Origin of the sequence: Pseudomonas sp. BW7P1 (assembly GCF_024981055.1) — a bacterium.
Taxonomy (GTDB): Bacteria; Pseudomonadota; Gammaproteobacteria; order Pseudomonadales; family Pseudomonadaceae; genus Aquipseudomonas; species Aquipseudomonas bananamidigenes.
On sequence record NZ_CP103374.1, the window covers coordinates 5,554,625 to 5,580,548 of the forward strand.

Below are 25,924 nucleotides of genomic sequence, written 5' to 3' on the forward strand. Positions count from 1 at the left end.
GTGGGAGCTGGCTTGCCAGCGATGGCGTCCTCGGTGACACAACACAAAGCCTGGCCGCTCTGGCACGGGCCTTGCGTACCCGTCATTCAGGATTTGTGTGAACACCGCCGCTGCGTGAACAGCATCCACCCACTCAACCGCTGCACCCGAAAGTCCAACAGATCGAACAATAAAAAAGACAGAGAGGACTTATGACTTCCACCACACAGCTCAAACCCACACTCGGCACCCTGCACCTGTGGGGCATTGCCGTCGGCCTGGTGATTTCCGGCGAATACTTCGGCTGGAGTTACGGCTGGGGCACCGCAGGAACCCTGGGTTTTCTGGTCACGGCCCTGATGGTCGCGACCATGTACACCTGTTTCATCTTCAGTTTTACCGAACTGACCACCGCCATTCCCCATGCGGGCGGGCCGTTTGCCTACAGCCGTCGGGCTTTCGGTGAGAAAGGCGGGTTGATCGCCGGCATCGCCACCCTGATCGAATTCGTCTTCGCCCCACCGGCCATTGCCATGGCCATCGGCGCTTACCTCAACGTGCAATATCCGGAGCTCGATCCGAAAGTCGCGGCGGTCGGTGCATATTTCGTGTTCATGACCCTGAACATTCTCGGCGTGAGTATTGCCGCGACCTTCGAACTGGTGGTCACCGTGCTCGCCGTCGCCGAACTGCTGGTGTTCATGGGCGTGGTCGCACCGGGCTTCAGCTTCAGCAACTTCGTGCTCAATGGCTGGTCGGGCTCCAGTGAATTCAGTCTCGGCTCGATTCCCGGGATCTTCGCCGCCATTCCTTTCGCGATCTGGTTTTTCCTTGCCATCGAGGGTGCGGCCATGGCGGCCGAGGAAGCCAAGGACCCGAAACGCACGATTCCCAAGGCTTATGTCAGCGGCATCCTGACCCTGGTGTTCCTGGCCATCGGCGTCATGGTGATGGCCGGCGGCGTCGGCGACTGGCGACAACTGGCGAACATCAATGACCCGCTGCCTCAGGCGATGAAAGCGGTGGTCGGCAACAACTCGACCTGGATGCACATGCTGGTGTGGATCGGCCTGTTCGGTCTGGTGGCGAGTTTCCACGGGATCATTCTGGGCTATTCGCGGCAGTTCTTCGCCCTCGCCCGGGCCGGTTATCTGCCGAAAAGCCTGGCCAGACTCTCGCGTTTCCAGACCCCGCACCGAGCGATTCTGGCCGGCGGTGTGATCGGCATTGCCGCAATCTACAGCGACGGCCTGGTCAATCTGCAAGGAATGAGCCTCACCGCTGCGATGATCACCATGTCGGTGTTCGGCGCCATCGTGATGTACATCATCAGCATGCTCAGCCTGTTCAAACTGCGTAAAACCGAGCCGAACCTTGAGCGCACCTTCCGCGCTCCGGGCTATCCGATCGTGCCGGGGATCGCGCTGTTTCTGGCGCTGGTGTGCCTGGTGGCGATGGCCTGGTTCAACACCCTGATCGGTGGCGTGTTCCTCGGGTTCATGGCTGCCGGTTACCTGTACTTCCAACTGACCGCCAAGCAACGCTCCGAAGCACCGGCAGACGCTATGCTCGAAGGTATCTAGAAGTTGCACCGGCACCGGGCCTCAGGTTCGGTGCCTGCACTAAAAGCATTCATTCAGGAGGACCGCGCCCCATGGCCGCATTTGCCCATACCGTCGGCGCCCAGACCTACCGCTTCGACAGCCTCAAGGACGTGATGGCCAAGGCCAGCCCGGCGCGCTCCGGGGATTTTCTGGCCGGTGTCGCCGCGCTCAACGATGGCGAGCGGGTCGCCGCGCAAATGGCGCTGGCCGACATCCCGCTTACGCAATTTCTGCAGGAAGCGCTGATTCCCTACGAAGCCGATGAAGTCACCCGACTGATCATCGACAGCCATGACAAGCAGGCCTTTGCAGTTGTCAGCCATCTCACGGTGGGCGGCTTTCGCGACTGGTTGCTGAGCGAAGCGGCCGACGAGTCCAGCCTCCGTGCCCTCGCCCCCGGCCTGACGCCGGAAATGGTCGCCGCCGTGTCGAAGATCATGCGCGTGCAGGATCTGGTGCTGGTGGCGCAGAAGATCCGCGTCGTGACGAAGTTTCGCGGCACCCTCGGCCTGCGCGGACGGTTATCCACAAGGCTGCAACCCAATCACCCGACCGACGAGCCGTCCGGCATTGCCGCGAGCATTCTCGACGGTCTGCTGTACGGCAACGGCGACGCGATGATCGGCATCAACCCGGCCACCGACAGCATCGCCTCGATCTGCGCGATGCTGGAAATGCTCGACGCGATCATCCAGCGTTACGACATTCCGACCCAGGCCTGTGTGCTGACCCACGTCACCACCTCAATAGAAGCCATAAACCGGGGAGTGCCGCTGGATCTGGTGTTCCAGTCGATTGCCGGCACCGAAGCGGCGAACGCCAGTTTCGGTATCAATCTGAACGTGTTGCAGGAAGGTTACGAGGCGGGCCTGAGCCTCAATCGTGGCACGCTCGGGCAAAACCTGATGTATTTCGAGACCGGTCAGGGCAGCGCGTTGTCGGCCAACGCCCACCACGGCGTCGATCAACAGACCTGCGAAACCCGGGCCTACGCCGTGGCGCGGCATTTCAAGCCGTTTCTGGTGAACACCGTCGTGGGCTTCATCGGCCCGGAATACCTCTACAACGGCAAGCAGATCATCCGCGCCGGCCTCGAAGACCACTTCTGCGGCAAGCTGCTCGGCGTGCCGATGGGCTGCGACATCTGCTACACCAACCACGCCGAGGCCGACCAGGATGACATGGACACCCTGTTGACCTTGCTGGGCGTGGCCGGGATCAATTTCATCATGGGTATCCCCGGCTCCGACGACATCATGCTCAACTACCAGACCACCTCGTTCCACGACGCGCTCTATGCGCGCCAGACTCTGGGCCTGAAACCGGCGCCGGAGTTCGAGCAGTGGCTGGCAAACATGGGCATCTTCACCCAGGCGGACGGCAAGGTCCGCTTCGGCAACAACCTGCCGCCGGCGTTCCGCCAGGCGTTGGCGCAACTGGGATGAGTCAGATGGAAAAACCGCCAGTCGATCCACAAAACCCCTGGCTTGAGCTGCGTCGCCTGACCCCGGCGCGGATCGCCCTCGGCCGCACCGGCACCAGCCTGCCGACCCGGGCGCAGCTGGATTTCCAGTTCGCCCACGCACAGGCCCGGGATGCGGTGCATCTGCCCTTCGATCACGCCGGGATCAGCGCTCAACTGGCCGAGCGCCAGCGCGACAGCCTGCTGTTGCACAGCGCTGCGACGGATCGCAACAGTTACCTGCAACGCCCGGATCTGGGACGCAAGTTGAGCGATCAATCGGCGCAAACCCTGCGCGAATACGCCCTGGCGCATCCGGGCGGGGTGGATCTGGTCGTTGTCGTGGCTGATGGCCTCTCGGCGCTGGCGGTGCATCGCCACACCTTGCCGTTCATCTCCCGACTGGAAGAACAGATGACCGCCGACGAATGGTCAATCGCACCCGTGGTGCTGGTTGAGCAAGGCCGAGTGGCGATTGGCGACGAAATCGGCCAGTTGCTGGGTGCAAAAATGGTCGTGATGCTGATCGGAGAGCGCCCGGGTCTCAGCTCGCCGGACAGCCTCGGTTTATATTTCACCTACAATCCAAAGGTCGGCCTCACCGATGCCTACCGCAATTGCATCTCCAATGTGCGGCTGGAAGGCTTGAGCTACGGCATGGCGGCCCATCGCCTGCTGTATCTGATGCGCGAAGCCTGTAGACGGCAGCTGTCGGGGGTCAATCTGAAGGACGAAGCGCAGGTTCAGACGCTGGAATCGGAAGCCGGTGCAGATATGAAGAGTAATTTCCTACTCGATCCGCCCCCCGCCTGAACCGTTTCCGCATTGCCTTGGTGCGCCGGTTTCAGGCAGGATCGACGCACGGCCGCCCGGGTTTCCCATCGCCGTCAGAGCAGTTGAAGACAGCCACTTGAAGACGAGACCTATCATGCGGATTATTCAAGCGACCCTCGAACACCTGGACCTGCTGGCCCCGCTGTTCGTCAAATATCGTGAATTCTACGGCTCCCTGCCCTATCCGGACTCGTCCCGGGCATTCCTCGAAAAACGCCTGCGGCGCAAGGAATCGGTCATTTATCTGGCCCTGGCCGATGACGACGACAAAAAGCTCTTGGGTTTCTGCCAGCTCTATCCGAGCTTCTCCTCGCTGTCGCTCAAGCGCGTGTGGATCCTCAACGACATCTATGTCGCCGAAGATGCCCGCCGCCAACTGGTCGCCGACAACCTGATCCGCACCGCCAAGCGCATGGCCAAGGAAACCCAGGCCGTGCGGATGCGCGTTTCCACCAGCAGCGACAACGAAGTGGCGCAGAAAACCTACGAATCCATCGGATTCAAGGAAGACACCGAGTTCAAGAACTACATTCTGCCGATCAGCGACGAACTCTGATTTTTTCTAACAGGCCATCGTGGCGAAGGAACAGTCCGCCTCGCCACAGGGGCTTGCGCCTCGTTTCCCCTCGAAACGCCCCGCTACAAAACCAACGCGCTTTTCACCTGTCAGATCGTATAATCCTGTGCTTTCCGGCCTGTAAGAAAAACTACACCCGCTTGTAGGCTTACACCGAATCATCCGCACAGGCCTGCCGAGTCGGGCCATCACCACAGGTGCCCACATGGATTTCAACCCGATCGACATCATTCTGCATCTCGACGTCTACCTCGACATGCTGGTGAACAACTATGGGACCTGGATCTACGCCATCCTGTTTCTGGTCATCTTTTGCGAAACCGGTCTGGTGGTCACGCCGTTCCTGCCGGGCGATTCGTTGCTGTTCATCGCCGGCGCAGTGGCCGCAGGCGGCGGCATGGACCCGGTGCTGCTGGCGGGCCTGCTGATGTTGGCGGCGATTCTCGGCGACAGCACCAACTACGTGATCGGACGGACCGCAGGGGAAAAACTGTTCAGCAATCCGGATTCGAAAATTTTCCGTCGGGATTATCTGCAACAGACTCACGACTTCTATGACAAGCACGGCGGCAAAACCGTGACCCTGGCGCGCTTCCTGCCGATCATCCGTACGTTTGCGCCGTTCGTCGCCGGCGTCGCAAAAATGCCTTATCCGCGTTTCTTCGGCTTCAGTGTGTTCGGCACGATCCTGTGGGTTGGCGGCCTGGTGACCCTGGGCTACTTCTTCGGCAACGTACCGTTCATCAAGAAGAATCTGTCGCTGCTGGTGGTCGGTATCATCCTGCTGTCGCTGGTGCCGATGATCATCGGCATGCTGCGCAGCCGCCTCGGCGGCGCCGGTTCCAAAGCCGAATCGCGCTGATCCGATGTGGTCACTGAGCGCCTGGCGACGCCGGCGCATTCTGGCCAGGCACCCGATTGCCGATGACATGTGGCAACGGGTGCGCCACCAACTGAGCTTTCTTGACGGCATCAGCCCGGCAGAGGACCAATGGTTGCGCGAAGCCTGCGTACTGTTCCTCGAAGACAAACACCTGACCGCCCTGCCCGGTGTCGAACTGCATCAGGAACAGCGTCTGCTGCTCGCAGCCCAGGCGCAGTTGCCGCTTTTGTACCTCGGCGATCTGAACTGGTATCAGGGCTTCCACGAAATCATTCTGTACCCCGACGACTTCCTCAGCCCGCAGCGCCATCGCGATGCCAGTGGCGTCGAGCACGAGTGGGATGGCGAGCACAGCGGCGAAGCCTGGCAGCAGGGGCCGGTCATTCTCGCCTGGCCCGGAGTGATGGCCAGTGGTGGCTGGGAAGGCTATAACCTGGTGATCCACGAACTGGCGCACAAACTCGACATGCTCAACGGCAACGCCAATGGCCTGCCGCCGCTGCACGCCGACATGCGGGTCAGCGACTGGGCCGAGGTCATGCAGGCGGCCTACGATGATCTCAACCGCCAGCTCGACCGCCATCCCGACGCCGAAACGGTCATCGACCCGTATGCCGCCGAGAACCCGGCCGAGTTCTTTGCCGTCACCAGCGAATACTTTTTCAGCGCCCCGGACCTGCTGCACGAGGCTTATCCACAGGTGTATGCGCAGCTGCGACTTTTCTACCGCCAGGATCCATTGGCCCGACTGAAGCAACTTCAGGCCACGGACCCGGTCTATCAGGCACACGAGTAAGGCCCGGACGACTTTCGGTGCATGGCATCGCGGGTCGAATATGCCTATAATCGCCGCCACTTTTTGGTCAATCCGGCCAAGTGTTTTGGTCTACTAACGGGGGCAACGCCCAATGAGCTACAGCAAGATTCCGGCTGGCAAAGACCTGCCGAACGACATCTACGTCGCGATCGAGATCCCGGCCAACCACGCGCCGATCAAGTACGAAATCGACAAAGACAGCGATTGCCTGTTCGTTGACCGTTTCATGGCCACCCCGATGTTCTATCCGGCCAACTACGGTTTCATCCCGAACACCCTGGCTGACGACGGTGATCCCCTGGACGTGCTGGTCGTGACCCCTTACCCGGTTGCGCCAGGTTCGGTGATCCGCGCACGTCCGGTCGGCGTCCTGAACATGACCGACGACGGCGGCGGCGATGCCAAAGTCATCGCAGTCCCGCACGACAAGCTGTCCCAGCTGTACGTGGACGTGAAGGAATACACCGACCTGCCAGCCCTGCTGATCCAGCAGATCGAGCACTTCTTCGCGAACTACAAGGATCTCGAGAAAGGCAAATGGGTCAAAATCGAAGGCTGGGACGGCGCTGACGCTGCCCGCGCCGCGATCACCAAGTCGGTTGCTGCCTACAAAGGCTAAGTCTCTCGACCTGCGACACGCTTGAAGAAAACCCCGGTTGATCCGGGGTTTTTTGTGCCTGACGGGCAGGGACTTAAACGCTTTGTTTATGGCTGCCTACAGAAAAGTTTTAGTGTGTGTAATTTCCCACAAGTACGTCTTACATCCCGTCGCAAAATTTGCCTCGATTTGAACGCCAGGTTTATTCAAAGCGCTCTGGGCCGGCCTTAGACTCGTGTTTATGAGAAAGAACACTAGCGGTCCAAGATTCAAGGCACTCCTGGAAGCTGCGAACATCACCACCACGGGATTCGCAAAGTTCTGGGGCACGGAAGCCCAAAACGTTCATAACTGGTACACCCGGGGCGTCCCCGCGTACCGCATGGAAGAGGTGGCGCGCCTGTTATCGGTCAACAGTCTCTGGCTGAGGACCGGCGAAGGCCCGAAAGACGCCCCGCGTCTGCAGGCGGGTCCGGGCGATACGTTCGATGCCCAGTCCATCAGTGGCGTTTACACGGTGCTCGAATCCACCGACATCGAACTGCCGCTCTACAAGGAAGCGCCCACGGCAGCCGGCTCCGGCAAGACCCATGTCATCAAGGACCCGGAGCAGACCGTCCGCCTGCCCCGCAGCCATCTTGAATCCCTGGACATCCACCCCACCGACGCCATCTGTACCCACATGATCGGCAACAGCATGGCCGAGAAGATCGAAGACGGCTCCACCCTCGCCATCGATCGCAGCCTGACCCAAGTGGTGGACGGCGAAATCTACGCCATCGAACACGACGGCATGTTGCGCATCAAATACCTGCACCGCATGCCCGGCAACGCCCTGCGCCTGCGCAGCCACAACAGCGCCGAATACCCGGACGAAATCTTCCGCGCCGCGCAGATCGAGGAGCAAAGGATTCATGTGCTGGGGTGGGTGTTCTGGTGGTCGACACTGGGCAAGCGGCGGCCGGTGGTGCCGTTTCTCTGAAGCGGGAGCCAGCCTGCTGGCGATGAGGCCCTGAAACTCGGTACAAATCCTCGATTTTCTGCAGTTTGATCGCTCTAAACCGCACTTCAAGCTGGGAATCAGGAGCAAAACTCAGTATCCTGCGCCCCACATTCGCGCATCGACCCGCCCAGCGGCCCAGATGACGCCTGACGCGGCAGATCACTGTCTGACCAAGTCCCACAGCCGGACGCAAGATCCGGATGTACGTTTTGAAGGCTGGCGCGGTTTACCAAAAATAAACCAAGCCAGTCCCCGAGAAGCCGGCCACAAGCCGGCTTTTTAATGCCTGCTGAAAAATTGACCGGGGGTCGGTTTTATCTTGCACAACAGAGCCTCTACTGCTGGAAGCGATGGCGACTCTGATGGCTCAAGCCACCCCACAAGGACGTTTATTATCGATGCCCCAATTCATCAGCTCACACCTGAAGTCAACTGGCATGGCAGCCACGTTATGCCTTTGTCTTACAGGATGTGTTGGAGCAATCGTATCGCTCCCGGAAAAAACGACGCTCAAGACCGACGCTTACAAATCGCAATACCATGGCGCAATCACGCCGCGGATCAGCAGAACGGTCACGTCGACACCCACACGGGAATGGTGCGGGATTACCCTGTGGGCGCTGGTAATTCCCGTGCCATTGAAGCTGCCGGTGTGTACATCCTTTTCCGAGCAGTCCATTGGTCACGACGAGCTTGGAAAAGAAGTCGTAATGCTCGACTCACAACAAAAAGTGCCATCCCCGTTCTACGCGTGCGGTCCGTTCATGGTGCTGGGGCCAATCGTCCATGGCTACCAAGGCAATGCTCTTTGCGGTGTTTTTCCGGACTGAGGATGGAATTGACATAGCGACTTACACGTTCACTTGCCAACGCTTTCGTCGAGAAACCCTCCCAATTCACCGTTGATTTACAATCGTCATCCGATCAGCACGAAAACACCATCAGCACAGGGATGCGCCATGTCCGTTCCAACCTACGATCAGTTCATTGAGCCGATCCTGCGTTTTCTCGCGACAAAACCCGAGGGAGCAATCGCTCGGGATGCCCATGAAGCAGCAGCAAAAATGCTGCAACTGACTGAAGCTCAGCGCGAAGAACTGATTGCAAGTGGTCAGGCTATCTACAAGAACCGATCAGGCTGGGCGCACGACCGACTCAAGCGTGCCGGTCTTTCGAGCAGTGCCAAGCGCGGTTATTGGAAGTTGACCGATGCAGGTGTGCAGTACGCCAAAGAGCATGCATTTCCACTGTCAGCCAAGGATGTGGAGCATTTAGCAATCGGCTACATGAACGTGAAGCTGAAAGTCGCACCGGACGCTGAGCCGCTGGATGACCAGCCAAGTGTCGAGCCCGATCTGGCCTCCGCCACCGAAAGCCCCGACGACCGACTGGAGCGAGCGCTGAAGGAAATGCGCGATGCCACCGCGGCAGACCTTCTTGATAACTTGCTCCAGGTCAGCCCCAACCGCTTTGAGGTGATCGTGCTGGATGTGCTTCATCGCTTGGGTTACGGCGCCAGTCGCAACGACTTGCAACGTGTCGGAGGTTCCGGTGATGCCGGCATCGACGGCATTATCTCGCTCGATAAATTGGGGCTGGAAAAGGTTTACGTACAGGCCAAGCGTTGGCAGAACACGGTTGGCCGACCTGAGTTACAGGCGTTCTATGGCGCGCTCGCAGGACAAAAAGCCAAGCGCGGTGTGTTCATCACCACCTCTGGTTTTACGGCACACGCCGTTGACTTCGCCAAATCGGTGGACGGTATTGTGCTGGTAGACGGGACGCGACTGGTGCACCTCATGATGGATCATGAAGTGGGTGTGACATCTCGCTTGTTACGCCTGCCGACGCTGGATCGCGATTATTTTGATGAGGAGTAAGTATTAAAAGCACTGTGAGTTGGCCTTTACCCATGCGCGTCCCAAATGGTATTTCCAATGATCAGATTTACCCAAGGCAACCTGCTGGAAGCCAAGACCGAAGCCCTCGTCAACACAGTGAACACCGTGGCCGTGATGGGCAAAGGCATCGCATTGATGTTCAAAGAGCGCTTTGCGCAGAACTATCGTCTTTACGCAGCGGCGTGCAAAGCCAATGAAGTAGAAACCGGCAAGATGCACGTGACCGCCACCAACGAACTTGATGGGCCTCGCTGGATCGTCAACTTCCCGACCAAACGTCACTGGCGTTTACCTTCGCAGATGGGCTGTTGGCGACGGTTGACTGGCTGTTGAGCCGGGAGGGAGTATCGGCGACCGTTCCTGCGGTGCGCGAAGCATTGCAGCACTGGGACGGTGGCGCCGGTGCAGCGGCGCGCAAGAGCAAACTGTTCGATGATCAGTCTCTTGATATTGCGCTCAAGCGTCTGACCACCAGCAGCTTCCGACCTGAATTAGCGGCCTGAGTGATTGAATGGAATTGGGCAGCAACCTGCTGCCCAATGGCCCTCACGGATAACTGAACGACTTCACCAACGTCAACTCCCCCACCGCCCGCATCGGCACCACGAACGTCTCCATCTTCTCGCTCGGCGTCCCTTCCTCGGTAATCACCGTCACCTGCGCGGTGGTCAGCGGCTGCACCGCCTCTTCCCCGCCCTCGTCATCCCCGCGATAGCCACCGCCGAAGTAGTTCACATACACCAGATACTGCCCCTTGATCGGCGCCGGCATGGCGAAGATTTCCGGGCCGAAGCCGGTAGTCACGTCGACATCCAGCGCCGCTCCGTTGGGGGCGACGCGATCGCCGTACCAGATGTGCGCGCCGTCGGGTGTGATCAGGTGCAGGTCGAGGTCGGTGCCGTCGCTGTCCCAGGACAGCAGCACGCGCAGTTTGGCCGGGGTCGCACCGCCGCTGGCGTTGAGGAATTGGGTGCGGTGATGTTGCTGGCCGTCGGGGCTGCGGACTTCGACGCTGTTGCTGCCTTTGGGGAAGGAAAACGGGCGGTCGAAGCGGCCGCTGTCGTCGATTTTCAACGGCATGCTGACACCGTTGACGATCAGCCGACCGGGCTCTTTGTTTTTCGGTGTGGCTTTGATTTCGCCGCTGATGCGGGCGGTGTTGGCCTGGCCGACCGGGGTGTTCACCGAGGAGGCCGGGTAGTTGACGGTCTGGCGGAAGTCTTCCCCCTCGCCGTCTGGCGCGCCGGTGCGCCAGCCACCGACCGGGGTGTCGAGTTTGACGCTGTCGGCGGCCATCGCCATCGGCAATGCATTGAATGCGCAGAGCAACAGCAGGGCCTGTGGAAAACGGAGTGTCATGGTCTATTCCAGCAAAAGATGACGGGCGAGCCCTTCGATGTAGGTTTCATCCTGGCCGTTGGGGTGTGCTTCAAAGGCCAGGTGCAGGTATTCGTGAGTCAGGTCGAGGCGATCCTGCAACGACAGCACGCCGCGCACGTAGATGCGCTGGCGTTCGCGGTCGACGAAGGGGCGTCCGAAGGCGAGTTTGCAGACGGCGAAGGTGCTGACTTCGTTGTAGCCGGTTTCGCTTTCCAGCTTCGGACGCCAGCCACGCCGCTGCTTCTGCAGCCAGTCTTGCGCAGCGGGCAGCGCTTCGCAGGACGCCACCGGGTTGTCCCAGCGACTGAGGCTGGCGCGCGGATAGGCGTGGAGCAGGATCGCGTCGTAGCGCTGCCCGGCATTGGCTTGTTCGACGGCGTGTTGCCAGGCCAGTTTGTCGGGGCCGGGTTGATCGGAGTGATAGGTGACGTTGCTCCCGGCCAACACCAGATCCGCCGTCCACGCCGCGATGTTGCGCGACTCGACAGAGGCTGGACGTGGTGCGACCCGTTGGCGGGTGCTGCTGTCATCGATGCTCAGACATTCGCCGTTGCGCGTGGCGTTTTGCAGCAGATAGGTGCGGATCGCCACGGCGAGAGCTTTGGCGGCTTCGGCGGGTTCCGGTCTGGCTTCACGTTCGAGGACACGAGCGACGTATTCTTCGCGATCCAGCCGCGCCACAAGCTTGTCGTTGAGCAGAAACAGTTCGCCGTCGCTGTGGATACCCAGCGCATTGCCGTTGGCGAATTCGACGCGGTAATCGCCCTGCAACGGGCCTGAAGTCACCGCCCGATCACCGGCCAGGACTCGGGTAACGGGATAACGCGAAAACAGACCGACCTCGACACATCGCCCCGCGTCCGCCGGCCATGATGCGGGCAACACGGTTGCCAGGGCCGAACCGTAATGCCGCAACACCATCTGACTGGTCCCCCGGCCACCGGCCCAGATCGGCGAGCCATCTGCCGTCCAGCCGGCGAATCCGCCCTGACGTGATTGCGGGTCCTGATCGCCGAGCCAGCTCCAGGTCTTCACCCGCAAGCGGCCGCCGAGTTCACCGACGGCATTGCCATCCGCCGCGTTCAGCACCACATCGAGCAGCACACGACGCATCTGATCCTGAGCCGGCAACCAAGACAAAACCTTCAGCAAGTCAGCCACGGACACCCGAGTAGCCGGCTGCACCGACGGCAGGTCCAGCAACCACGACGGCGCCTGTCGCGCCTGCCAATAGGTTTTCCAATCGCCAGCGGTTATGCCCAGCCGCGCCGGCTCGAAATACAACCCGCAGGACTTCACGAGCGCCTGATCACGCTCGATCCTGCCGCCCGCACTGCAGCAATAGACTTCTTCCTTCGATTGCCCGCGACATTCATACGCCGGCTCTTGCGCGCCGGTATCCACCAGCCACGCGTAGACGAACACTTTCCACAGACTGCCCAGCGGCGTATCCAGCCTGGAAGGCAACGGCTCGCGAGCGATCAGTTGCGTGGTGTTGAGCGACAACAATTCGCCCTTGTAGGCCACGCGCAGGGGCTCATCCTGCGCCGTCGCCAGCGCAGGGATCAGACACAGCAGCCACAGCAGCGGCCGGGTCATGTCAGTTGACCGTAACCTGGCCGAGAGCGGCTTTTGCTTCCTGTGCCTGATGCTGCGGCGCGTAGACCTGCGTGAAACGCACCGGCGGCAGGTTGAACTGGCCCTTCTGCGAGAAGCGCACCAGATGGCGCAGACGCAATTCACCGCTCAGCGCATCCACCGGCACGGCGTAGGCCAGTTGGCCTGGTTCAAACCGCGCTTTCTCCAGCGCAGTCGGCTCGGTGCCGTCCTTGCCCTGCAACTTGATGCCCCAGGTGGTGCGCTCGACATCCGCACCCGGCGGCAACGGCACTTCGAGCATGCCGTAACGCAGTGGTTTCGGTGCCTTGCTGGTGAGGATCACCTCGTCCAGGTACAGGCTGTCGCTGGACAATGGTTTAGTACCGACCGGCTCCAGTTTGAAGGTGAAGGCTTCGTCACCCGGCACCAGACGCGACAGGCGACGGGTGATGGTCACGGCCATCGGATCGACCGCCGGTTGCCGGGTCTGGAAGCTCAGCGCGGCACGCAACGGACGCTCCTGAGTGCCCGACACTGTCAACACGCTCGGCACCGGCGTCGCACCTTGCCACGTCCAATACATCTCGCCGGTCGCGCCGTAGTTTTTCTTCCAGCCTTCGCCGGGGGCCAGCGCGATGGTCGGCGAGGCCTGAGCGATGCTGCGTTGCAGCCAGGTCAGCGCCAGCGCACGTTCGAGGGTCGATTGCTGCGGCAACAGGCGTTGCAGCAGCGCTGTCGCACGGGCCTGATCGAACGGTTGCAGCGACAGGTTCAGCGCTTCGACAAACGGTTGAGAGCTGACGGCCAGACGCTGTTGCGCAGCGCTCAGCTGACGATTGAACGCATCCGGCAACGCGACTTTGGACTGGGTGGCCAGCGATGCGGTCAAGACCCGCGCCGCCGCCAGACCGAGCGCCGATTCCGGATCGCTCATCACCAGACTGTCTTCACCGTCGTCCATCAAGGTTTCGGCATTGCCTTCACCGGCCCTGGACAGATCCTCCATCAAGCCACTGAGCAATGTGTTGACCGGCAGATGCATCTGTCTGGCGAACGACAGGATCAGCGCCCGTTGCAGCAAGGGTGTGTTCGGCGCCTGCTTGGCGTAGACCTCCAGCACCCGCTGCCAGTGCTCCGGCGGCAGGGTCAGCTCGAGCACCCGGCTGGCGTTCCAGTCGGCGAAATAGGCATAAGCGGTGAGGAACGCATCCGGCTCGCCGTCGAAGCCCCACCAAGTGAAGCTCGCCGACGGCCCGGCCATTTGCACCAGACGCAGACGGCTGTTCTGCATGATCAGGCGCAAGCGGTCGCGGATCTGCGGGTTGGACGCCAGCGACGGGTAAGCAATGCTCAGCGGCAGCAGGCGGCTGGCGGTCTGCTCGACACCGCCGTAGGGATAGCCGAGCAGATCGTCGAGGGCCGAACGGAACAGCGCTTGCGGGCTGTCATCCAGACGCAGGCGAATGTCGGTGGCGTCTGCCGGCAGGCTCAACGGTGTATCGCCGCTGGCCACGTCCAGACTCTGGGTCTGCGTCACTTGCCAGCCTTCACCGGTCGCGGTCAGGCGCACCGCGAGGGCGTCGGCGGTTTTGCCGTCCTGCACCAGCTCGGCGGTCCACTCGCCGGAAGCCAGGGCGAACGCCGGCAACGGCAGGTAGTTGATGCCGTTGTTGAGGGTCACCGGCAGGCGCTGTTCGGTGCCGGCGTAGTGAGTCACCAGTTCAGCCTTGACCGGTTTTTCGGCCTGGCTGAAGGCGAACACGCCGAGTTGCGGCTGATCGCCCTTGCGGAATTTGCTCGGCCCGCTCCACTTCAGGTACAGCGGTTTTTCCGAGCGCACGAACTGCTTCTTCTGCCCGACCTGACCATCATCGGCAATCGCCCGCGCGGTGATGCGCCAGCGGGTGAGCGAGTCCGGCATCTTGAAGGTGAAACGGGTCTTGCCGTCGGCGTCGGTCAGCAGCTCCGGTTGCCATGCGGCGGTGTCGACGTCTTCGCGGCGAGGCCGTTCCAGCACTTTCACTCCGCGCTCGCTGCGATTGGCCTTGCCCGGCGCCCCCGGGCTGCCCGGCAAGGCCACGTCGTAACTGATGAACGACAGGCTGGCGCTGGTGCGCACGTTGTTGCGGCGCGGGTGGTAGAAGAACTGGTCGATGGTCGGCGCGACTTCCGGTTGCAGCGCGTAGACCATTTCGTCGACCACGCTGACCGTCAGGTGCGCCGGCACAGCCTTGCCGGCGAACCGGGTGGTCAGGTCGACCGTCACGGTATCGCCTGGCTGATACGTCTCTTTGTCGGTCTTGATCGCCACGTCGATCTGCGGCGCGACGACCTTGATCCCGGCGTTCTGGAAGCTGTACTGACCGCCCTTGGTGTACAGCACGGAGAACGTCAGGTTCGGCGCGAAGTTGTCCTTCACCGGAATGCGGGCGCGGTATTGGGTGTCACTGAGTTTTTCCAGTTTCAGCCAGTCACCGCCCTTGGCCAGCAACGCGGTGGCTTCGACCTTGTCGCGCTCCAGCGACAACAGTGCATCGCTGACCGGCTCCGGGAAGGTGATCAGCGCCAGTGCTTCGTCACCGGCCTTGTACTCGGGTTTGTCGAGGACGATTTCCACGGTGCCCGGCACGGCCTTGACGCCATCGCCGGTGACCGAATGACCGGTGCCACCGAGCACCCGGCCAAACTGATCCTTCAGCGACAGGTTGTAGGTCCCCGGACGATCGAACGTCACACTGAAGCCTTTGTCTTTGGCCGCCAGTTTGCCTTCGCCGGTGCTCTGGTCTTCCAGACGCACCCAACTGTAGCTGCTCGGCACAACGGCCCGAGCCTGTTCGCTGCCACCCTCATTGGCGTAGCTGAATGCGACCTTGTCACCGACTGCGCTGAAGCGCTGAGGTGCAGTCAGGCGGAAGCTGGCGGCGCCGCGGTCGATGAGGATTTCCTTGGTGGTCTTGACCCGATACGCCGCGCCATCGCTGGCGAACACGGTGAGCATGTAGCGGCTCGGCTTGTCGGCGGCCGGCAGGTCGAGGGTCGCATTGCCCTTGCTGTCGGTGGTCAGTTCGGTGCTGGTCAGTTCCACCGGGAATTGCCCGAGGTATTGCAGCTCATTGTCGACCATCGACAGTTGCTGGGCGCGCAGGCTCAGGGTCAGTTTGGCGTTGGCCACCGGTTTGCCGTCCGGATACAGAAGCACCAGGCTGCCCTTCACCGCTTCGCCGGTGCGATAGTCCTGTTTGGCGAGGTTCAGCGAGATTTCGAAATGCGGCTTGATGTACTCCGCCACCCGGAACGCGCTGCTGTAGGCCTGATCCTTGTAGTTGAAGCGAATCTCGTAACCACCGGCCACCGCGTTGTCCGGCAACTGGAAACGGCCCTGGGTACCTGCCTTGGAATCAAGCTTCAGATCGAGACGCTGCAACTCGGTGCCGGTGGCATCGAGCACGCTGACATCGACGTCCGCCGCGCCCGGCAGTACCGAATCCCGCGCGTTCTTGAACTCGCGACCGACGATTTTCAGCGACACCCAGTCACCCGGGCGATACAGCGGCCGGTCGGTGAAGGCATAGAGTTTGGTGTCGTAGATTTCGCTGTCGTAATAGAAGTTTTCCGAGACAAATACGCCGCCCTCTTCGTCCTCGCCAATGACGAACGAACGCTCCGGGCTGACGTGTTTCAGGCGCAGCAGACCGTCGGTGTCGGTGGCGCCGCTGCTCATCACGCCGAGGCCGTCGGTCCACAACACATTGACCTTCGGCACCGAGCTGCCTTCGTGCTTGCGTGCAGCCCAGACCAGCAGTTCATCACCGGCAATCTTGCTCACGGCAACGGTGTTGGAAACGAAGACCATGGTGGTTGCGCGGTACTTGCCGATCAGCGCTTCGACCAGATACAGCCCCGGTTTCAGATTGCCCAGCGGGATGTAGACGTTACCCGGCGCGACGCTGACGAACTCGCTTGAGGATCCGGCCAGGTTGACCCCGGTCGGCGGCTGGATCGGTTTGGCCTGCCACAGCGGATAGCGGAACTGGCTGACCACCGGCAGGCCCGGAATCAGGGCGAATTGCGGTTGCGCGTCGTACGGCGTCGGCGCGGCGATGGCGTTGCCCATCTTCAGTTCCGGCACTTGCTCGGTGACTTGCTGACGCGACTCGTAAGAGAACGCACGCTGCATCACCCGGCGGGATTTGCGGTACCAGTTGTCCCACAGATACGCGAGGGTGTTGGACAGGCCTTCGCCCTTGAACTGGCCGTCGCTGACCACGCGGTGCAGGTTCTTCTGGCGCTTGAGGAAATCCAGCGGCTTATCGATCCTGTACACGCGGATGTCGGCGCCGCCATACGGTTCCATGCGGAAACGACGGTAGTCACGACCCGGCGCTTCGAGGCGCACCACCGCCTGCTCGTCGCTGGCAAAACTGCTGTCGGCCAGCAGGAAGAAGCTTTCACCGGAGACCGGTGCGTAGCCGCTTGGCTCGACAGAGTCATCGGCATTTACCGCCGAAAACGGCAGGGCTAACAACAACAGAAAAGGCAGTAAACGCAACATGCGGGCACCGGTCATTGGGAGAGAAAGTTCAGTCGATAGACGCCGATGAAGTTGGGGTTGGCTGCGTCGGGTATCCATCGGGTGTCCTTCCATGTCATGAGTTGCTGCAGGCTTGCCGAACGCATGCCGTTGTCGGTTGGGGTGGTCGTGCCGGTGTGATAGGCGATGTAGCGGCCCATCCAGATCATCAGGTGCTGGTCGTCGCCCTGATCGAAAAACATCAGATCGCCGGGCCGTGCCTGGGACACGTCGCGGCCGATCAGATGGCTGTTGAACTGAATCAGTTTGATCGCATTGACGTAGGGCCCGACCTTGCCGCCGCCCTGCTGCCATTGCTGGGCGAGCTTGCGCTGGTCGGCGCTCAGGTCCAGCTCCGGCGGCAAATAGCGATTGGACACGCCGTTGCTGCGCAGCCATTTGTCGTCATGGACTTTCAGCGCTTCGTTGGCGGCAAACCGCACCAGCCCGGCGCAGTCCTGCTGATACCAGCGCGGGCTCGGGCCTTTGCTCAACTGCTCCTGAGCGATGCGCACGAACCAGGCGCGAAAGACCTGAGATTGCGCGGGGTCGAGCGCCGGCGTTTCGACCGCTCGGGCGCCCGCGCTCAGTAGCAGTGCGAACAAGCCGAGGCTGCGGATAAGTGCTGTCACAGCGCTTTCCACTCCAGCGGCAGCCATTGCCAGTGACCGTCGGGTTCACTGCCTTCAGGCAGGGTCAGGGCATATTTGCCGTAGCCGCCGAGGGTGCGCAGTTTCGGGATCAGGTAGGTTTGCGCGGCGTTGTAAAACACCGGTTCCATGTCCTGGGGCAGGCTGTCGAGGGTTTCCTGTTGCATCAGTTGCGCCATGGAATCCGGGCCGAAGTAGATCGGCATCAGCACGTCTTTCGGCAGCACGTCGGCCATCGGCGGGAAGCGCTTGTCGAGGGTGCCGAGGGCCTTGTCGACCAGTTTGTCGTCGAGGGAAAACAACAGCGTCGAACCGTGACGCGCGAGGCTGACCTTCATGAAGGCACGCCCCGTGATCGCATCCGGGTTTTCGGCATCCTTCGCTGCATACGGGCCGAAATTGGAGCTGACCTGACGCTGCCAGAGATGGCTCTGGCCTTCCTGCTTCTCGACCACCGGGAAGGCGTGGTCGTCGACCTTGCTTTCGTAGGCGCCGACCATCGAATCGAACAACGTGCCGATATCAGCGTCGAGCTTGCCACTGTCTTCGTCCTTCAGACTGGCCACCAGCAACGGCGTGTACAGCCGCGAATCAGCGTACCAGCACAGGCCCGCCGCGCCGGCCACGTGTTCGGTGAGTTTCTGCGCCACCGCTTTTTCGGCACCGAGCTTCACCAGCAATGGTTTCTGCGGTTCGGCCGCCACCGGCAAGGTCACACAGGCACTGGCGCCCAGGGGCATGGCCTGCCACACCGGTTTGAAATCGAAGTCCGGCTGATTGTCCAATTCATCCATGGCCAGGAAGCTGTGCCAGCCCTTGTCGTCCATGTCGAAACGCAGGCCGGCGAAATTCGGGATGAAACGCTGGTAACCCATGGCGAGGACGCTGGAATTGACCGACAGACGTTGCTTGATTTCCGGTGCCTTGACCGGCAACCCGAACGCTTCGGGGAACAGCTTTTCGCCGTTGAGCAGCGCCGCCAGCGCTTGCGCAGAAACGTGACCGGATTCTTCGGAAGCGCCGTTTTCCGGATCGTAGAACTTGGCCGGGTTGGACACCACCACCAGTTTGTCGCCACGGGAAGCGAACAACAGGGATTTGCTGGCGTTGTAGGTCAGTTGATACAGCGGCACATCATCGCCGCCGACTTTCAGGGTGCTGAGCACGCTCAGTTGCGAGTCATCCAGCGCGACCTTCGCCAGCGGTTCCAGCAGCCTGGCCAGCCCGCCGCGGTCCATCACCAGCAGGAAATCCTTCAGGCGACCATCGGCGCCGCGCCACAGCGCGACGTCCGCCGGTTGATCGAAGAGTTGCTCGATGAGGCTGTCCTGCAGCTTCAGGTCATGCTCGTAGATGATCCGCCGCAGACTGCCGATCAGGCCGAGACGGTCGGCGTGGGTTTCGTAATAGAAGACGAAATCCTCGGTGAGCGTGGCCTTGAGGAACGGCACCGTCAGCAGGTCCTTGGGCAACTGGCTCAGGGAGCGGGTTTCGAGCAGCGCATCAGGGCGACTCAGGCCGAGCTTGTCGCTGGCCAGGGCCGCCGCCGGCAGCCTGGGTTTGTGCATCAGCCAGCCGAGCCCGCCCGCCACGCCGGCCACCAGGCACAGGCCGGCCACCAGCAACGGCCAGCGCCGGGAAGGTTTGGCGGTAGGTGCGGCGGTCGCCGGGGTCTCAGTGTTTTCGCTCATCTTCTCGCTCATGTTCCCAAAGCTCGGCTGTTCATCCGTGGTTGCGGGATGCTTAATAGTTGAAAGTCTTGACCAGCAGCAGATCACCGATGGCCCGCAGGGGCACGATGAACGTTTCGCGTTTTTCGTCGACGGTGTTTTCGTTGAGCACCAGCGTGATTTGCGAGGTGATGACCTCGTTCTGGTTGCTGGCCTCCTCGAAGTTATAGCCGCCGTCGCCGAAGTTGCCCCAATAGTTGACGTAAACCAGATAGGTGCCATGCAGCGGCGCGGTCATGGTGAACATTTCCGGGCCGGGGCCATCGACGCCGTCCGGGTCCAGACCGCCGCCGTTGGTCAACGCCGTGTGGGCGAAAAACGCATGCTGGCCGTCCGGCGTGATGATGTGCAGGTCGAGTTCGGCCTTCGGATCGTCCCAGCCCAGCACCACGCGAATCCGCGCCGGTGTGCGCAGATTGTTCGCTTCGTAGAACTGCACGCGTTTGAGCGACTGGCCCTCGGCGCTGCGCACTTCGACACTGTTGGAGCCCGCGCCGAACGCATAAGGCCGGGCGAAGCGCCCGTCATCATCGGTGTACAGATTCAGCGGATTGCCGTTGACCGCCAGGGTGTGCGGTCCGCGCTGGTTGCCGATGGCCTTGAGCTGGCCCTGGATCATCGTGCGATTGCGCTGGATGCCGCGGTCGATCGGCGGCGTGGGATAGGCGACTTGCGGGTTTTCACTGCGGTCGAGCAAGCCGTTGTAGCGCCAGCCGCCCACCGGTTCCGTCATCTCGGCAGTCGGCGCAGCCAACAAAGCCGGCGCAAGGGCCAGCCCGATCAGCAGCAAAAAAAATGAACGCATGTAATGCCTCCTGCCATGCCTGAACGAAACCTTGCACCCGATCCTCGGTACTTCACAGCGGTGAAAACTGCGTTTCGTCTGAAAGACCCGTGACTGTCGGGTCGTAGAAGGCGCGAAGGTTAGCGATTCGGCAGTTTTTTAACAATCGGATACATCTTGAAATGCGGTGGGAATCACGCACATTTACGAGGCGTGAGCCGAATAGCGGACTTATTCGGCTCACAAAATGAGCCGAATAACTTTCGTCACGTTCAAAACCCGTTTTCCATCCGCCCGCGATGACCGTGAAACCGCCGCTCATTTGCCCATAAACCCCCTATCTGCTAGTGTCGCGCCGGTTTAACGTCAACCGGAATTAGCCGCCATGGCCCGCAAAAAAGCTGCACTGGATTTCGAACAGTCCCTCGCCGACCTGCAAGTGCTGGTCGAGCGTCTGGAGAACGGTGAATTGTCTCTGGAAGAGTCGCTGACCGCTTTCGAGCAGGGCATCGGTCTGACCCGTGACTGCCAGGCAGCGCTGGCCCAGGCCGAGCAGAAGGTCCAGGTGTTGCTGGAGCGCGATGGCGAACTCGCCGAGGAACCCTTCGACGCGGACCAGCCGGAATGATCGCGGCGTATTCGGCGACCAGCCAGGCGCGGGTCAATGCGGCACTGGAAACCCTGTTCAACGCGCCGCTGCCAGAGCTGGCGCGGCTGTATGAAGCCATGCGTTACAGCGTGATGAACGGCGGCAAGCGCGTGCGTCCGTTGCTGGCCTACGCGGCATGCGAAGCCCTCGGCGGCAAGGCCGAACAGGCCAACGGCGCGGCGTGCGCGGTGGAGCTGATCCACGCTTACTCGCTGGTACACGACGATTTGCCGGCGATGGACGACGACGATCTGCGTCGCGGCCAGCCGACCACCCACAAAAAATTCGACGAAGCCTGCGCGATTCTTGCTGGCGATGGTTTGCAGAGCCTGGCGTTCAGCGCTTTGCTCGATCCACGCCTGAGCGATCTGAGCGCGGATATCCGCCTGCAACAGGTCACGGCACTGGCCCACGCAGCGGGCCCGGCGGGCATGGTCGGCGGCCAGGCCATCGACCTCGGCTCGGTCGGCCTCAAGCTCGATCAGAAAGCTCTGGAACAGATGCACCGGCACAAAACCGGCGCGCTGATCGAAGTCAGCGTGAAACTCGGTGCCCTTTCCAGTGGCCGTGCCGAAAAGGATGAACTCAAGGCCCTGCAAAGTTATGCACAGGCCATCGGCCTGGCCTTCCAGGTGCAGGACGACATCCTCGACGTCGAAAGCGATACCGAAACCCTCGGCAAACGCCAGGGCGCGGACATCGCCCGCGACAAGCCGACCTACCCGGCCCTGCTTGGCCTGGATGCCGCCAAGGCATACGCCCTGGAACTGCGCGATCAGGCCCTGCACGCACTGCGACCGTTTGACGCGGCCGCCGAGCCATTGCGCGATCTGGCCCGGTATATCGTCGACCGGCGCAACTGAAGGCTGATCAGCCAAAAAAGACCAACGCGTGGGCAGGGGACGATGCATCAGGTAAACTGCCGCATCTTTTATACCTATAACGATTCGCCTGATGCCCACGACGTTCCATGAGATTCCCCGCAAGCGCCCGACCACGCCCCTGCTCGACCGCGCGAACACGCCGGACGGCCTGCGCCGGTTAGGCGAAGCCGAGCTGGAAACCCTGGCTGATGAGTTGCGCCTGGAATTGCTCTACACGGTCGGCCAGACCGGTGGGCATTTCGGTGCCGGCCTGGGCGTCATCGAGCTGACCATCGCGTTGCATTACGTCTTCGACACCCCGGACGACCGGCTGGTGTGGGACGTCGGTCACCAGGCCTATCCGCACAAGATCCTCACCGGTCGTCGCGAGCGCATGAAAACCCTGCGCCAGAAGGACGGCATCGCCGCCTTCCCGCGTCGCTCCGAGAGCGAGTACGACACCTTTGGCGTCGGCCACTCCAGCACCTCGATCAGTGCCGCGCTGGGCATGGCCATTGCCGCCCGCCTGCAGAACAGTGATCGCAAGGCGATTGCGGTGATCGGCGACGGCGCACTGACCGCCGGCATGGCCTTCGAAGCGCTGAACCACGCGCCGGAAGTCGACGCCAACATGCTGGTGATCCTCAACGACAACGACATGTCGATCTCGCGCAACGTCGGTGGTCTGTCGAACTATCTGGCGAAGATCCTTTCCAGCCGCACCTACGCCAGCATGCGCGAAGGCAGCAAGAAAGTGCTGTCGCGCCTGCCCGGCGCCTGGGAAATCGCTCGCCGCACCGAAGAATATGCCAAAGGCATGCTGGTGCCCGGCACCCTGTTCGAAGAGCTGGGCTGGAACTACATCGGCCCGATCGACGGCCACGACCTGCCGACCCTGATCGCCACCCTGCGCAACATGCGCGATCTCAAGGGGCCGCAGTTCCTGCACGTCGTGACCAAGAAAGGCAAGGGCTTCGCCCCGGCGGAAGTCGACCCGATCGGTTACCACGCCATCACCAAACTCGAACCGCTGGACGCCCCGGCCGCCGTGCCGAAAAAGGCCGGCGGACCGAAGTACTCCGGTGTGTTCGGTGAATGGCTGTGCGACATGGCCGCTGCCGACCCGCGCCTGGTGGGCATCACCCCGGCGATGAAAGAAGGCTCGGATCTGGTGGCGTTCAGCGAACGCTTCCCGCTGCGCTATTTCGATGTGGCGATTGCCGAACAGCACGCCGTGACCCTCGCGGCCGGCATGGCCTGTGAAGGCGCCAAACCGGTGGTGGCGATCTACTCGACGTTCCTGCAGCGCGGTTACGACCAGCTGGTGCATGACGTCGCGGTACAGAACCTCGACGTGCTGTTCGCCATCGACCGCGCCGGTCTGGTGGGCGAGGACGGTCCGACCCACGCCGGCAGTTTCGATCTGTCCTACCTGCGTTGCATCCCGGGCATGGTGATCATGACCCCGAGCGATGAAAACGAATTGCGCAAGATGCTCACCACCGGCCACCTGTACAACGGTCCGGCGGCGGTGCGTTACCCACGCGGCACCGGCCCGAACGCGACCATCGAAAAGAACCTCGAGCCGATCGAGATCGGCAAGGGCGTGATTCGTCGTCAGGGCAGCAAAGTCGCCCTGCTGGTGTTCGGCGTGCAGCTGGCCGAAGCGCTGAACGTCGCCGAAACCCTGGACGCCACCGTGGTCGACATGCGTTTCGTCAAACCGATGGACGAAGCACTCGTACGCGAAATCGCCAACAGCCACGAGCTGCTGGTAACCGTCGAAGAGAACGCGATCATGGGCGGCGCCGGCGGTGCGGTCAGCGAATTCCTCGCCCGCGAAAATATCCTCAAGTCGGTGCTGCATCTGGGCTTGCCGGACATCTACGTCGAGCATGCCAAACCGGCGCAGATGCTGGCCGAATGCGGCCTGGACGAGGCCGGGATCGAGGCGGCAGTACGTGAGCGCCTGGAGCTGCTTGACCGCTGACTCGCTAAAACACACTACCCCTGTGGGAGCGGGCTTGCCCGCGAAGAGGCCGGCACATCCAACTTTAATGTTGATTGTGCCGCCGCCTTCGCGGGCAAGCCCGCTCCCACAGTGCTTTGTGTTGCTGGAAAATTTATGTGCACCTGAATGATCGATGGACTGCCGATGAACCTCTCGCGCCTCGCCCTGCCCTTCCTCCTGCTGCCCACCGCCAACGCCCTCGCAGACACCTTCGAACGCGATCAGGCCCTGAAACTGCCGGACCTGCTGATCAGCGCCAATCGCCAGGTGGAAGCCCGCAACGACAGCAGCGCCGCCAACACCATATTCACCCGCGAAGACATCGAGCGCCTGCAACCGCGCAGCGTCACTGACCTACTGCAACGGGTGCCCGGCGTACAAGTGGCGCAAACCGGCGGGCGCGGCAGTCTGCCGGGAATCTACATTCGCGGCACGCAGTCGGCGCAGAGCCTGGTGCTGGTCGACGGCCAGCGCATCGGCAACTCGACGTCCGGCGACAGCAACCTGCAGCACCTCAACATCGAACAGATCGAACGTGTCGAAGTGCTGCGCGGTTCGCGTTCCGTAATCTATGGCAGCGATGCGATTGGCGGGGTGATTCAGATCTTCACCCGGCGCGGCGACGAACAAGGACTGCAGCCGCGGATGCATGTCGGTTTCGGCAGCAACCAAACCTGGGAACGCAGCATCGGTCTGTCCGGCGGCGACGACAAAACCCGCTTCAACCTCGGCGCCAGCCTCGACGAAACGGCCGGCATCGACCGCACCCACCAGTCCTATCCCAGCGACAGCGATCACGATGCCTACCGCAACAAATCCATCAGCCTGAGCCTCAGTCATGCGCTGACAGATGACATCGAAGTCGGCGCCAACCTGCTGGATAACCGTGGCAAAAGCGAATTCGACAATTCGTTCGGACGCTTCGACCCGGTCACCTTCGACTCCGTCCAGCAACAGCCTTACAGCGATTTCGCCGTCAGCAGTTTCAGCAGCTATATCGACGCGCGGATCAACGAACGCTGGAAAACCCGTCTGGAACTCGGCCACAGCGAAAACCGCGACAAATCCCTCGATAAGCTCAGCGACGAACGTACGGTGTTCAACACCTATCGCGATTCGGTGAGCTGGCAGAACGACCTGACCCTGGATGCGCGCAACAGCCTGATCCTTGGCGGTGACTGGTACGAGGATCGGGTCAACAGCAGCACTGCGTTCGACGAGGACAGCCGCTGGAACCGCGCCGCATTCATCCAGCATCGCTTCCAGGCCGACAGTTTTTCCACCGAACTGGGCCTGCGCCGTGACGACAACCAGCAGTTCGGCGGCCAGAACAGCTGGAGCGGCACGCTGACATTGCCGGTCAACCCGGACAACGATCTGTTGCTCAGCTACAGCGAAGGCTTCCGCGCACCGACCTTCAACGACCTGTACTACCCGGACTTCAGCAACCCGAACCTGAAACCGGAAACCTCGAAAAGCTACGAGCTGCAATGGCGCAGCCAGCTGAGCGACAGCAGCCGCCTGGAGGCGTCGCTGTATCGTACCGATCTGCAAGACGCGATCATCTTCGGCAGCAACTCACGCCCGCAGAATGTCGCCTCGGCGCGAATCAACGGCTTTGAAGCGGCGCTGAAACAGGAACTGCTCGGGTGGCAAAGCAACCTCGGCGTGGCAATCATCGATCCCCGAGACCGCGACACCGGTCACACCCTGGCGCGGCGCGCCCGTCGCACCTTGAGTTGGGATCTGGATCGACAATTCGACCGCCTCGGCCTCGGCGCCAGTTGGCAGGCCGTCAGCAGCAGTTATGACGACCTGAGCAACCAGCAGCCATTGGGAGGGTATGCGTTGCTCGGGCTGCGCAGCAGTTGGGCGCTGAACCGCGAGATCAAGCTGGACTTCAAGGTGGATAACCTGCTGGACAAGGGTTACAGCCGGACGCTGTACAGCCATGATGGCGGTCAGTTTGGCTATCGCGAGGAAGGCCGGGCGTTCATGTTCGGGGTGACCTGGACACCGCAGCTCTAGCG

At 61.5% G+C, this 25,924-nt stretch carries 20 protein-coding genes and 1 pseudogene; 15 read left to right on the forward strand and 6 right to left on the reverse strand.

The annotated features are described in order from the left end of the window. The first annotated feature begins 191 nt into the window (after positions 1 to 191). The 11 genes and pseudogenes from eat to NWV16_RS25095 all read left to right on the forward strand — a co-directional run bounded on the left by eat (position 192) and on the right by NWV16_RS25095 (position 10,161). Entirely contained in the window at positions 192 to 1,562 is a 1,371-nt protein-coding gene (gene eat / locus NWV16_RS25045) for an ethanolamine permease (RefSeq protein WP_260521153.1), read from the forward strand. 71 nt (positions 1,563 to 1,633) lie between these two features. Then, entirely contained in the window at positions 1,634 to 3,028 is a 1,395-nt protein-coding gene (locus tag NWV16_RS25050) for an ethanolamine ammonia-lyase subunit EutB (RefSeq protein ID WP_260521154.1), read from the forward strand. Next, positions 3,025 to 3,858 carry an ethanolamine ammonia-lyase subunit EutC gene (eutC, locus tag NWV16_RS25055; RefSeq protein ID WP_409519312.1) on the forward strand — a complete coding sequence of 278 codons (834 nt, stop codon included), beginning with the start codon at positions 3,025 to 3,027 and terminating at the stop codon, positions 3,856 to 3,858. The genes NWV16_RS25050 and eutC overlap by 4 nt, the downstream gene beginning before the upstream one ends. 115 nt (positions 3,859 to 3,973) lie before the next feature. Further along, complete coding sequence (locus NWV16_RS25060) at positions 3,974 to 4,435, forward strand: N-acetyltransferase (protein ID WP_260521156.1); 462 nt, start codon at positions 3,974 to 3,976, stop codon at positions 4,433 to 4,435. A gap of 226 nt (positions 4,436 to 4,661) precedes the next feature. Beyond that, positions 4,662 to 5,318, forward strand: a complete 657-nt coding sequence (locus NWV16_RS25065; protein WP_065259568.1) for a DedA family protein — start codon at positions 4,662 to 4,664, stop codon at positions 5,316 to 5,318. Between the two features lie 4 nt (positions 5,319 to 5,322). After that, positions 5,323 to 6,135, forward strand: coding sequence for a zinc-dependent peptidase (locus NWV16_RS25070; protein WP_260521157.1), 813 nt, complete (start codon positions 5,323 to 5,325; stop codon positions 6,133 to 6,135). A 112-nt stretch (positions 6,136 to 6,247) separates the two neighbouring features. Further along, on the forward strand, positions 6,248 to 6,775 hold the full coding sequence (gene ppa / locus NWV16_RS25075) for an inorganic diphosphatase (protein ID WP_065259566.1): 528 nt from the start codon (positions 6,248 to 6,250) through the stop codon (positions 6,773 to 6,775). A 220-nt stretch (positions 6,776 to 6,995) separates the two neighbouring features. Continuing rightward, positions 6,996 to 7,736 carry a helix-turn-helix transcriptional regulator gene (locus tag NWV16_RS25080; protein WP_065259565.1) on the forward strand — a complete coding sequence of 247 codons (741 nt, stop codon included), beginning with the start codon at positions 6,996 to 6,998 and terminating at the stop codon, positions 7,734 to 7,736. A gap of 383 nt (positions 7,737 to 8,119) precedes the next feature. Further along, positions 8,120 to 8,587, forward strand: coding sequence for a hypothetical protein (locus NWV16_RS25085; protein WP_260521158.1), 468 nt, complete (start codon positions 8,120 to 8,122; stop codon positions 8,585 to 8,587). Between the two features lie 129 nt (positions 8,588 to 8,716). After that, on the forward strand, positions 8,717 to 9,637 hold the full coding sequence (locus NWV16_RS25090; protein WP_260521159.1) for a restriction endonuclease: 921 nt from the start codon (positions 8,717 to 8,719) through the stop codon (positions 9,635 to 9,637). A gap of 57 nt (positions 9,638 to 9,694) precedes the next feature. Further along, positions 9,695 to 10,161 (forward strand): annotated as a pseudogene (locus NWV16_RS25095) (macro domain-containing protein). A 43-nt stretch (positions 10,162 to 10,204) separates the two neighbouring features. On the opposite strand, the gene NWV16_RS25100 reads toward NWV16_RS25095, so the two are convergent. Genes NWV16_RS25100 through NWV16_RS25125 form a run of 6 tightly spaced genes read right to left on the reverse strand, consistent with a single transcriptional unit; the run spans position 10,205 to position 20,392 of the window. Beyond that, entirely contained in the window at positions 10,205 to 11,017 is an 813-nt protein-coding gene (locus NWV16_RS25100; protein WP_260521160.1) for a YfaP family protein, read from the reverse strand. A 3-nt stretch (positions 11,018 to 11,020) separates the two neighbouring features. Continuing rightward, on the reverse strand, positions 11,021 to 12,637 hold the full coding sequence (locus tag NWV16_RS25105; RefSeq protein ID WP_260521161.1) for a DUF2300 domain-containing protein: 1,617 nt from the start codon (positions 12,635 to 12,637) through the stop codon (positions 11,021 to 11,023). Position 12,638: 1 nt separating this feature from the next. After that, positions 12,639 to 17,204 (reverse strand): alpha-2-macroglobulin, encoded by a 4,566-nt coding sequence (locus NWV16_RS25110; protein ID WP_260521162.1) that lies wholly within the window; start codon positions 17,202 to 17,204, stop codon positions 12,639 to 12,641. Continuing rightward, positions 17,201 to 17,866: a DUF1175 domain-containing protein gene (locus NWV16_RS25115; protein ID WP_065259561.1), complete on the reverse strand. Its 666-nt coding sequence runs from the start codon at positions 17,864 to 17,866 to the stop codon at positions 17,201 to 17,203. Before NWV16_RS25115 ends, NWV16_RS25110 begins: the two co-directional genes overlap by 4 nt. After that, the gene (locus NWV16_RS25120) at positions 17,836 to 19,548 is read right to left on the reverse strand and encodes a DUF2138 domain-containing protein (protein ID WP_260521163.1); all 1,713 of its coding nucleotides are present in this window, start codon (positions 19,546 to 19,548) and stop codon (positions 17,836 to 17,838) included. The genes NWV16_RS25115 and NWV16_RS25120 overlap by 31 nt, the downstream gene beginning before the upstream one ends. 52 nt (positions 19,549 to 19,600) lie before the next feature. Continuing rightward, positions 19,601 to 20,392, reverse strand: a complete 792-nt coding sequence (locus NWV16_RS25125; protein ID WP_260521164.1) for a YfaP family protein — start codon at positions 20,390 to 20,392, stop codon at positions 19,601 to 19,603. Between the two features lie 364 nt (positions 20,393 to 20,756). Between NWV16_RS25125 and NWV16_RS25130 the strand changes: the two genes are divergently transcribed. The 4 genes from NWV16_RS25130 (at position 20,757) to NWV16_RS25145 (ending at position 25,922) form a co-directional block, all read left to right on the forward strand. After that, positions 20,757 to 20,999 carry an exodeoxyribonuclease VII small subunit gene (locus NWV16_RS25130; RefSeq protein ID WP_260521165.1) on the forward strand — a complete coding sequence of 81 codons (243 nt, stop codon included), beginning with the start codon at positions 20,757 to 20,759 and terminating at the stop codon, positions 20,997 to 20,999. Continuing rightward, the gene (gene ispA / locus NWV16_RS25135; RefSeq protein ID WP_260521166.1) at positions 20,996 to 21,883 is read left to right on the forward strand and encodes a (2E,6E)-farnesyl diphosphate synthase; all 888 of its coding nucleotides are present in this window, start codon (positions 20,996 to 20,998) and stop codon (positions 21,881 to 21,883) included. The genes NWV16_RS25130 and ispA overlap by 4 nt, the downstream gene beginning before the upstream one ends. A gap of 91 nt (positions 21,884 to 21,974) precedes the next feature. Continuing rightward, positions 21,975 to 23,873 carry a 1-deoxy-D-xylulose-5-phosphate synthase gene (gene dxs / locus NWV16_RS25140; RefSeq protein ID WP_260521167.1) on the forward strand — a complete coding sequence of 633 codons (1,899 nt, stop codon included), beginning with the start codon at positions 21,975 to 21,977 and terminating at the stop codon, positions 23,871 to 23,873. A gap of 165 nt (positions 23,874 to 24,038) precedes the next feature. Continuing rightward, positions 24,039 to 25,922 carry a TonB-dependent receptor domain-containing protein gene (locus NWV16_RS25145; protein WP_260523586.1) on the forward strand — a complete coding sequence of 628 codons (1,884 nt, stop codon included), beginning with the start codon at positions 24,039 to 24,041 and terminating at the stop codon, positions 25,920 to 25,922. Positions 25,923 to 25,924: the final 2 nt, after the last annotated feature.